The 7,375-nt window shown below is 71.9% G+C and carries 7 protein-coding genes; 2 read left to right on the top strand and 5 right to left on the bottom strand.

The features are described 5' to 3' along the window. Window positions 1-239: 239 nt before the first annotated feature. Window positions 240-1,433 (bottom strand): winged helix DNA-binding domain-containing protein, encoded by a 1,194-nt coding sequence (locus VR45_RS38010; protein WP_045944515.1) that lies wholly within the window; start codon window positions 1,431-1,433, stop codon window positions 240-242. 159 nt (window positions 1,434-1,592) lie between these two features. Here VR45_RS38010 and VR45_RS47610 point away from each other — a divergent pair, with 159 nt between their 5' ends. Continuing rightward, window positions 1,593-1,949 (top strand): hypothetical protein, encoded by a 357-nt coding sequence (locus VR45_RS47610; RefSeq protein WP_045944514.1) that lies wholly within the window; start codon window positions 1,593-1,595, stop codon window positions 1,947-1,949. 52 nt (window positions 1,950-2,001) lie between these two features. On the opposite strand, the gene VR45_RS38000 is transcribed toward VR45_RS47610, so the two are convergent. The 3 genes from VR45_RS38000 to VR45_RS37990 form a co-directional block, all read right to left on the bottom strand. Beyond that, window positions 2,002-2,883, bottom strand: coding sequence for an MBL fold metallo-hydrolase (locus VR45_RS38000; protein ID WP_045944513.1), 882 nt, complete (start codon window positions 2,881-2,883; stop codon window positions 2,002-2,004). A 155-nt stretch (window positions 2,884-3,038) separates the two neighbouring features. Next, entirely contained in the window at window positions 3,039-3,341 is a 303-nt protein-coding gene (locus tag VR45_RS37995; RefSeq protein WP_045944516.1) for a co-chaperone GroES, read from the bottom strand. Window positions 3,342-3,604: 263 nt separating this feature from the next. Beyond that, a complete protein-coding gene (locus VR45_RS37990) occupies window positions 3,605-3,946 on the bottom strand; it encodes a DUF3618 domain-containing protein (protein WP_045944512.1) in 342 nt (113 codons plus the stop codon). A gap of 140 nt (window positions 3,947-4,086) precedes the next feature. Here VR45_RS37990 and bcp point away from each other — a divergent pair, with 140 nt between their 5' ends. Continuing rightward, window positions 4,087-4,563: a thioredoxin-dependent thiol peroxidase gene (gene bcp / locus VR45_RS37985; protein WP_030394219.1), complete on the top strand. Its 477-nt coding sequence runs from the start codon at window positions 4,087-4,089 to the stop codon at window positions 4,561-4,563. A 118-nt stretch (window positions 4,564-4,681) separates the two neighbouring features. Here the strand turns inward: bcp and VR45_RS37980 are convergent, their stop codons facing one another. Next, a complete protein-coding gene (locus VR45_RS37980; RefSeq protein ID WP_234326571.1) occupies window positions 4,682-7,093 on the bottom strand; it encodes a chitinase C-terminal domain-containing protein in 2,412 nt (803 codons plus the stop codon). Window positions 7,094-7,375: the final 282 nt, after the last annotated feature.

Genomic DNA, 7,375 nt, shown 5'->3' with positions numbered 1-7,375 from the left:
CTCCCCCACCGCCCGGCCCACCACCACCCGGCCCAGCACCGAACCGGGCACCACCTCCCCCACCAGGACCCCGGAACCGACCCGCTCGCCCGCGCCGCCGCCCACCGGCGCCACCAAGCCCCCGAGCACCAGCAAACCCCCGACCACGGCCGACCCGGCCACCCCGCCGCCCGCCTGAGCCGGCCCGCCCTGCCTCGCGGCGCCCCGCCCTGAGCCGACCCGCCCCGCCTCGCGGCGGCTCAGGCCACCAACTCGCGCTCCAACGGCGTCCGGAACCTCGGCGTCACCCGCACCTCCCCCAGCCAGCCCACCAACCGCTCCGCCTCCGCCCCGACGGCCGCCACCGCCTCCGCCCCCACGTCCTCGAACAGCCGCCACACCACCTCACCGTCCGCCCGCTGCGCCCAGCCGCCGACCACCCGGCCGCACCACCACACCGTCGGCCCGGCGTTCCCCGCCCGGTCGAACAGGGCCGGCACGTCCTGCGGCCGCAGATACCAGTCCCGCCCCCGCCAGCCCATCACCGCCGGATCCAGCCCCGGCAGCAGCGCCGCCCACGGCTCCGGCTCCGCCACCGGCGCCTCGTCCCCCGGCAGCACCAGCCCGACCGCCGCACCCTCCGCCGCACCGCCCGTCAGCGCCACCTCCACCGCGCCCACGTCGGCCAGCGCCCGACGGACGTCCCCCAGCGTCCAGCCCGTCCACCACTTCACGTCCTCGACCGTCCCCGGCCCGTACCGCGCCAGCCAGCGCCGCACCACCTCCGCCTTCGCCTCCCGCACCGGCACGTCCGGCCACTGCTCCACCGGCGCCCACGGATAGCTGCTGCTCAGCCACGACCCGCGCGGCCGCGACCGCCGCACATGCCCGTCCGAGGCCAGCAGCCGCAGCAACCGGCTCCCCACACTCTGCTTCGCCTCGTACGGCTTGCCCACCGCCATCAGCATGGTCTCGCGCAGCGCCGGCACCTCCGCACCCAGCTCGGCCGTGGTCGCCTCCCCGCGCGCCGCGAGCACCGCCAGCACCGCCCGCTCGGTCTCCGCCAACCGCGCCTCGCTCCACCCCTCGGCGAACTCACCGAGGTGCTTCAGCAGCGTCGCCCGCTCCTTCACCGCGATCGGCCGGGCCGCCGCCGCGCTCACGAACGGCGCGAACTCCTCGGTCACCGCGAAGAGCGTCCGCCGCATCGACAGCAGCTTCACCAGCGAGACGTCCTCGTACAGCGCCCGCTCCACCTCCACCGCCGACGGCTCCCGCAGCCGCGCGCACGCCGACAGGTACACCGTCGCCGGATCGGAGGCGTGCAGCCCGACCACCGCGTCCGCGGTCTCCTCCACCCGCGCCACCCGCGCGGCCGGCGCCAGCAGCTGCCGCAGCCCCAGCCGCGCCCGCCGCTGCCCGTCCCCGACCGGAACCACCCCAGTGCTCACCATGGCCGGGATCCTACGGGCCGTCACCGACAACCGATCGGAGGAGAATCCGACTGGCGCGGACCGGTCTTGACCGGACACAGCGCGCCCGGGCCACACTGGGATCCGCCCTGAGCGTCCGCCGTCGCCCCGGCCGCGAGGCCACCCCACCGAGGAGTCCTCATGAACCGTCCGTCCGCGTTACGCCTGCGCGCCGCCGCAGCCCTCACCGTCCCCGCCCTCCTGCTCGGCGGAGCCACCACGGCCCTGGCCACCACGACCCTGGCCGCCCCGGCCGGCGCCGCGTCCACCCCGGCCGCCCCCGCCCGGACCACCACCTGGACCGAGACGGCGGTCTTCGTCGGCACCGCCTACGGGCACACCCCGAACTCGGCGATCGTCGCCGCCGGCGAAGTGGCCTACACCAAGGCCGTATCGGCGTTCTGGCTGCGCAGCGAGTGCAACATCGGCCTCACCAGTGCGACCTCGGACGGGCTCGGCTGGTACCTGGGCGAGGCCCGCCTGTACTGCCGGCGCTGACCGGCCGCCGTCCCGCCGGGGCACTCCGGCCCCCCGGAGCGCCCCGGCGGGCTCAGCTGTTCGGCGACAGGACGAAGAGCGGGAACACCCGGCGCTCCGGCACCTCGCCGATCTCCGCCATCGCCGCCCGAATCTCCCGCAGGTGGTCGACCGTCAACTGCAACGGCGCCTCGTACGGCTGGTAGGTGTACCGGATCGGATAGTCCACCCCCGGCTTCGCACTCATCTCGATGTGGCAGCCCAGCACATGGCTGACGGTCCGCGCCTCGCAGAACTCCACCAGCCGTCCGATCGAACGCCCGAACGCCGCCCAGTCCTGGATGTAGAGCCGCCCCGGGTAGACCGTGTCACCGGTGAGCAGGAACCCGCTCCACCGGTCGAAGAACGTCACCGCCGCCTCGTGGTGCCCCGGCGTCGCCAGACACTCCAGCACCCGGCCCCCGAGGTCGACCCGCGCCACCGCGTCCGGGTCCGCGTCGAAACCGAGGAACGCCCACGCGGTCGCCTTGTCCGCCCGCACCAGCCGGGTGTCCGGCCGCCCCTCGAACTGCCCGTCCCCCGCGACATGGTCCCCGTGCGCGTGGGTGTGCAGCACCAGCAGCTCGTACCCGTCCCGCGGGTTGCGCTCCAGCCACTCGCCGAGGAGCCCGTCGACGGTCTCCCGCAGCGGGAAGAACTCCGCCGACGCGGTCGCCCCGGTGTCGATCAGCACCGCCCGCTCATTGCCGAACAGCAGGAACAGGAACGGCGCCTCGTAGTTGACCGCCATGTTCTGCCGCAGGATCACGGTGTGCTCGTCGTACCGATGGACCTGGATGTCCGGATCGGTGTTGTGCTTCGCCGACTCCGAGCCGTGGATCCACCGCACCCCGTCCAGCCCGCCCACCGGCGAAGCCGCCCCACCGAAGTCGACCCAAGAGCCGTTCCCGCCCATACCCGTCCCCCTTGCTCCGTGTACGCCGCTCCGCGCAACCCGTCCCCCTCCGGCGACGCTACCACCGCGAACAGCCGGCCCCCGGGCTGCCGGGAACGACGGCGGGCCGCCGCGCCCGAAGCGCTGCGGCCCGCCGGAAGCCCGCGTTCAGCGGCTCACAGGTACAGCCCGGTCGACCCCTCGGTGTCACCGAAGCGCATCGCGGCCACGGCGTGCAGATCGCGCTCCCGCAGCAGCACATAGGTGGCGCCGCGGACCTCGACCTCCAGCTTGTCCTCGGGGTCGTAGAGCACCCGGTCGCCGGGCTCCACGGAGCGCACGCTCTGGCCGACGGCGACCGCCTCGGCCCAGGCGCAGCGCTTGGAGATCTCGGCCGTGGCCGGGATGAGGATGCCGCCGGTGGAGCGGCGCTCGCCCTCCCCCGCCTCGGTGCGCACCAGCACGCGGTCGTGCAGCATCTTGATCGGCAGCTTCTCGCCCAACCGGTCGTGGCGCCGCTCGTCGGCCTCGGCGGGGAGGGACTGCTGGGTGGGTTCGTCGTTCGTGCTCACGACCCCGAAGGTACCGCCCCCGGGCACGGCGCGTGACGCCAGCCCGGTCCCACCACGGACGGCGCCACCCCGGACGACGCCACCACGGACGGCCGCGCCCCGGACGACACCGGGCCGGACGACGCCGGGCCGGGCACCAGGTGCCCGGCCCGGGGACGTGCCGCCGCGGCTCAGCCCTTGCGGCGCTTGCGCGCGGAGGCGACCAGCAGCACCAGACCGACCCCGACCAGCGCGGCCGGGACGATCCGCTCCTTGCGCGGCTGCCCCTTCTCGTCCACGAACTGCGCCCGGGCCTGCTCGACCAGCCCGCTCGCGGCCACGTACGCCCGGCCCGCCTTCTCCTCGACCGCGGCCACGGCCTTCGCCTTGACCTGGGCGGAGATGGTGGTCGGATGCACCCGCACGGCGAGCTCGTCCAGGGTCGCCGCCAGCTGGGTGCGGGTACGGGTGATGTCCGCCTCGATCTGGGCGGTCGTCCGCGCCGACTTGTCCGTAGTGCTCGCCTCGCCCACTCGGGCCACCCCATTCACTGATGTTGTCCTGTGCGACTGACCCAGTGTGTCAGCTGCCACCCGGGCCCGCGCGGCCCCACCCACCATCAGGGGTAAGTTGGCCGTGGTACGACTGCCCGCCCAGCACCAGGAGAAACCCCGTGAGTGAGCGTCTCCAGCCCGGTGACACCGCGCCCGCCTTCACCCTGCCCGACGCCGACGGCAACGACGTGTCCCTGGCCGGCCACCTCGGCCGCAAGGTGATCGTCTACTTCTACCCGGCCGCGCTCACCCCCGGCTGCACCAAGCAGGCCTGCGACTTCACCGACAACCTCGAGGTCTTCGCCGGCGCCGGCTACGACGTGATCGGCATCTCGCCGGACAAGCCGGAGAAGCTCGGCAAGTTCCGCGAGGCCGAGGACCTCAAGGTCACCCTGCTCTCCGACCCGGAGAAGAAGGTGCTGGAGGCCTACGGCGCGTTCGGCGAGAAGAAGCTCTACGGCAAGACCGTCACCGGCGTGATCCGGTCGACCGTGATCGTGGACGAGCAGGGCAAGGTCGAGCACGCGCTGTACAACGTGAAGGCGACCGGCCACGTGGCCAAGCTGCTGCGCGACCTCAAGGTCGAGGCGGCCTGACCCGGGGCTTCCCCCAGGGCTTCTCCCGGGCCTTCCCCCGGACGACGCAGCGGTGGCGGCGCACCCCCCGACCGGGTGCACCGCCACCGCCGTCTCTCACCTCAGGCGACCGCTGTCATCAGCAGGCGCCGAGGTCGCTCCAGACACCCCAGGCGCCGCTGGCGCTCGGGTCGTCGCCCTTGGTCCACCACTTGTTCTGGTAGTAGTGGCCCTTCCAGGAGACCTTGGTCGTGGTGGCGTAGGTGGTACCCGCGTCCCAGCTCGGCGCACCCGCGCAACCGGCCGGCGGAGTCGTCGGCGGCGTGGTGGGCGGAGTGGTCGGCGGGGTCGTGGGAGGCGTGGTCGGCGGGGTCGTGGGAGGCGTGGTCGGCGGAGTGGTCGGCGGCGTCGTGGGAGGCGTCGTCGGCGGGGTCGTGGGAGGCGTGGTCGGCGGCGTGGTCGGCGGGGTCGTACCGCCGTCCACCGCGCCGCGGGTCAGGTCGCCCTTGAGCCCGTACAGCGTGCCGGCCACGTTGACCGTCCAGTTGGACGGCGTGGACACCGGCAGGTAGTAGACGAAGTCCAGGTCGACCGAGGCACCCGGGGCGAGCGACTGCCAGCCCGGCAGCTTGACCGACACCCGGTTGTAGTTGCCCTTCAGACCGCCCACGTTCGGACCGGTGTGGTCCTGCTTGATCACCGTCAGACCGAAGCCCGACTGGTCCTTGGCGTTGCCCGGGGCCGAGTTGCCGTAGTCGAACTGGAACTCGGTGCCGCCCGGCAGGGTCAGCGTCGAGTTGTTGACGATGTGGATCTTCGGGTTGATCGGGTAGTTCGAGTCACCCAGCGCGAAGTTGGTGAACGACACGTCGACCGGCAGCGTCTGCTGCGGCAGCGCCGTCGTCGAACGGATCGCCCCGTACGGCGAGGCCGCCTTGAACTTGTCGTACATCAGCGAGGTCAGCGTGCTGCCGGGCACGTACTGGCCCTTGCCGCCGTTCGCGGCCGCGTCCCACTTGTAGTCGCCCGCGAGTTCCCAGATCATCGCGCCGCCGGCGCCCTGGTTGACGATGTAGTCGGCCTTGGCACCGACCGACTGCTCGTCCTCGGTCGACAGGAAGACCTTCTTGGTGTCGTTCCACAGCCACGGCGCGACCAGCGAGGAGCTGTAGTTGCGCACGTAACTGCCCTGCAGCGCGGTGTCCTTGACCCCGTACTTGGACAGGTAGTCGGGCAGGACGCCCTTCTCCAGGTTCTTCGCGTGCCACATCGGGTTCGACCCGGCCGGGGACTCCTTGCCCGCGTCGTCCTTGTCGTTCCAGATGTTGTCGATACCGACCGCGCCGTCACCGCAGGAGGTCAGGCCGGCGCCGACCGGGCAGGTCGTCGCCGCGGCGGTACCCCAGAGGCCGTTGGTGCCGCCCTGGACGTTCTTGAAGCCGCGGGTGTAGTACGGCAGGCCGACATTGACCCGGCCGCCCGGCATCGAACCGCGGAAGTAGTGGTACGACCAGTCCGCGTTGAGATACCCGATCCCGCCGTACTGGCCGGTGCCGTAGACATTGGCCGCCGCCAGCTCGCCGTCCTTGCCGTCGTCGAACAGCGAGGCGTTCGGGCCGACGTACTTGTTCCAGGCGCCGTGCAGGTCGTACGACATGATGTTGACGTAGTCCAGGTACTGCGCCACCTGGAAGGTCTCCATGCCGCGCAGCAGGTAGCCGGACGACGGGGCCGCGACCGAGAGCAGGTAGTGCTTGCCGTCGGCGGCACCCGCCCGGTCCAGCTTCTCCCGCAGGGTCTTCATCAGGGCGGCATAACCCTTGGCCAGCGAGCCGCGCTTGCTGTTGGCGAGTTGCCAGTCCAGCGGGTTGCCCGCGTCCTTCATCGAGGTCGGGTACTCGTAGTCGATGTCGACGCCGTTGAACCCGTACTTCTTGATGAAGTCGACCGACGAGGCGGCGAAGGTGTCGATGCCCGCCTGGTTGACGCTGCCGTCCGGGTTGACGGTCATCGAGTAGAAGCCGCCGGTGTTGACGCGCTTGCCGTCGTCACCGAAGTAGCCGCCCGTCTCCGTCCAACCGCCCACCGAGACGAGGGTCTTGACGTTCGGGTACTGCTTCTTGTACTTGGTCAGCAGGTTGAAGTGCCCCTTGTAGGGCAGCGACGGGTCGAGCTCGGCGCCGGGCACGCCGGGGAACGAGATGCCGGTGGCCTCGTTCTTGTCGTTGTCGGTGCCGACGGACAGCTTGTTGTCCGAACCGACATGCCCGAAGGCGTAGTTGAGGTGGGTGACCTTGTCCCACGGGATGTCGCTGACCAGGTACGGCGGCGTGCCGTCCTTGCCGGTGCGCCAGCCGGTGAAGTAGCCGATGATGCGGCGCTGGTGGTCGGCGCCCATCTTCTCGCGGCCGTTGGTGTCGTAGACGCTGCAGTACGGGACGTCGACACCGGGCGTGGCGTAGAGGCCGTCGGGACGACAGGCGGCATTGTCGACGGTGGCGGACGCCTGGGAGGGCGCCGCGCCCAGCGTGGCCATCAGCAGGCCGGCCATGGTGGCCGCAGCCAGCGAGGCCAGGCCGGCGCGGGCCGCCGGGCTCTTGGACCGACGGGCAGCGGTGGGACGCCGCTCCGCCGTGGATCGGATCAACACTCGGTCCTCCGGGCAGAGTGTCGGCGCGTGCCTGTGGGGGAGCACGCACGTGGGGGAAAGCAGATTGGCGCCGAAGCTATGTGGTCTGAACCACATAGGTCAATAGGTCTGTACCAATTGGTAATCAATTCCCCAACCCCGCCGCTCGAACGGCCCCCTCCACCCGTCACCCCGACCCCACCG

The organism is Streptomyces sp. NRRL S-495, assembly GCF_000966955.1.
In the GTDB taxonomy this organism is placed as follows: Bacteria; Actinomycetota; Actinomycetes; order Streptomycetales; family Streptomycetaceae; genus Kitasatospora; species Kitasatospora purpeofusca.
The sequence above is the reverse complement of the archived record's forward strand: the minus strand, read 5'-3'. Positions and strand labels throughout refer to the sequence as shown.

Bases quoted from the DNA above. Each gene is read 5' to 3' on its own strand.
- VR45_RS37980 (WP_234326571.1), bottom strand. From the start codon at position 7,093: ATGGCCGGCCTGCTGATGGCCACGCTGGGCGCGGCGCCCTCCCAGGCG.
- VR45_RS38000 (WP_045944513.1), bottom strand. From the start codon at position 2,883: ATGGGCGGGAACGGCTCTTGGGTCGACTTCGGTGGGGCGGCTTCGCCG.
- VR45_RS38010 (WP_045944515.1), bottom strand. From the start codon at position 1,433: ATGGTGAGCACTGGGGTGGTTCCGGTCGGGGACGGGCAGCGGCGGGCG.
- VR45_RS47610 (WP_045944514.1), top strand. From the start codon at position 1,593: ATGAACCGTCCGTCCGCGTTACGCCTGCGCGCCGCCGCAGCCCTCACC.
- VR45_RS37995 (WP_045944516.1), bottom strand. From the start codon at position 3,341: ATGCTGCACGACCGCGTGCTGGTGCGCACCGAGGCGGGGGAGGGCGAG.